The 1795-nt window shown below is 65.3% G+C and carries 2 protein-coding genes and 1 pseudogene; all 3 read left to right on the forward strand.

Annotated features, from left to right (window positions below; all coding sequences use genetic code 11):
* Nucleotides 1-89 precede the first annotated feature (89 nt).
* Nucleotides 90-239: pseudogene (locus AC07CM_RS50850) on the forward strand (IS21-like element helper ATPase IstB); the annotation flags it as partial.
* A 95-nt stretch (nucleotides 240-334) separates the two neighbouring features.
* Nucleotides 335-871, forward strand: coding sequence for an SMI1/KNR4 family protein (locus AC07CM_RS50855; protein ID WP_478883350.1), 537 nt, complete (start codon nucleotides 335-337; stop codon nucleotides 869-871).
* 329 nt (nucleotides 872-1200) lie between these two features.
* Nucleotides 1201-1569, forward strand: a complete 369-nt coding sequence (locus AC07CM_RS50860) for a nuclear transport factor 2 family protein (RefSeq protein WP_478883351.1) — start codon at nucleotides 1201-1203, stop codon at nucleotides 1567-1569.
* Nucleotides 1570-1795: the final 226 nt, after the last annotated feature.

Below are 1795 nucleotides of genomic sequence, written 5' to 3' on the forward strand. Positions count from 1 at the left end.
TACCGCGAGAACCAACGAGGACGCCAGGAACGGGATACGGCCAGGTGGCAGCGGCAACTCGTGTGAGGGAACAAGTGCCAGCCCCAGATGGCTGGACCAAGACCTTCACCGACCCTCGGCTCTGCGCGGCCATCGTCTACCGCCTCATCTTCGACGGCACCATCATCGAGACCGGCACTGACTCCTATCGCCTCGCCAGCACACGAGCCCGGGCTGAGGAACCCGCCAAGGTCGGCTGAGCGCGAAAGCTGTCGACCTTGACGTGACGACGAGGGGGTTGAGGGACATCGGGACGAAGACCGGTGCTAAAGATTGTTGTATGTGGGTTCAGCGAGTGATCGAACTGACCGGGTGGGAGCCGCTCGGGATCTCCGTCGACTGGGGGGCGATCGAAGGAGAGCTGGGCGTTCCGCTGCCGGCGGACTACAAGGAGCTCTACGAGGCGTTCAGCGGCGGCGTCTTCAGTGATTCCGTCTATTTTCTGGGACGCGACGAGGGCATCTCGTTCGACTTCCTGACACAGTGGCGGGTCTCCCTGTCAACCGACCAGGACAGCAAGCTCGGGAGCGTCTCCGCCGTCGATCCCTATGCGATCTACGCGCCGGGCGGCAAGGGGCTGGTTGAGTGGGGCTCCACCGAATGGGCCGACGAGTACTTCTGGCTGATCGATGCCGAGCGGCCGGGCGAGTACTTCGTCCTTGCGCGGTCCAATGACGTCGGCGGATGGCACCGGTATGACATGTCCACCTCTGAGTTCCTCTACCGCATCCTTGCCGATGCCGATTTTCAACCTTTCGGGATCGCGCAGTACGACCTCGGCACGACGTTCAAGCCCGGCTCCGGCGACCCCTTCGACGGCCAGCCGCTCTGACGAGAGGCTGGCCGTCCCACATTCGTGGACACGACAGTGCCGTCGTTTCTCATCGAGATCCGTGAGCCAGGTGATCACCGACTGCCTCCGGAACAGGTCGCTAAACGCTGTTCCTAGAGATCAACGAAGCCAGCTCGCCAAGTGGTGGCCGCAACGTCGGCAGTGCTGACGCCAACCCGATCTCGACCTCATTACCTGTGCGGTAATCGCGTGGTCGGGCGGGGCGCGGCAGGGTGAAGCCATCGGGTTTCGGGCCGGCGCACTCCGGCTCGGAGCCCGGCCCAACTGGCCTGAATGACAGGCCGCTTCACCGGAACGGGAGTCCCGACATGTCGATCTACGCTGCCGCTGTCGCGTGCTACTTCGAGGCGTGGAACGCCACCGACGCCGACACGCTCGCCAAGGCGGTTGCCGTGGCGTGGTCGGAGGAGGGTACCTACACCGACCCGTTGGCCGACGTGCGCGGTCACGACCAGATTGCCGCGGTCATCCGGGCGGCGCACGAGCAGTTCCCCGGCTTCGAGTTCAAACTGGCCGGTGAGGTGGACGGCAACCATCACGTCGCCCGCTTCAGCTGGGAGCTGGTGTCCACCGCCGACGGCTCGGCGCCGGTCGCCGGCTCGGACGTGGTCACCCTGGCCGAGGACGGCCGGATCATGTCCGTCCTCGGCTTCCTCGACCGGCTCCCGGAAGCCTGACGCCCCCAAGCCCTCGCCCTGGCTGAAGCAAGCCGGGGCAAGCCCGGCCCCGGAAAACTCGCGTGCCTCGCAGCCGTGATGCCCGTTAGTGTCCTGCTGTGCAGGTGCGCAGGCTGCGGCTACTTCGCCTCTTAGACCGTGTCCTACGTGGTGAGGCGGACGAGGCGTTTGTAGCAACAGAGGGCGGCGGCGAGTCCGAGAAAGGCCAGGTAGTTACGGGGATTGC

It is taken from the genome of Streptomyces sp. NPDC044061, from assembly GCF_056434305.1.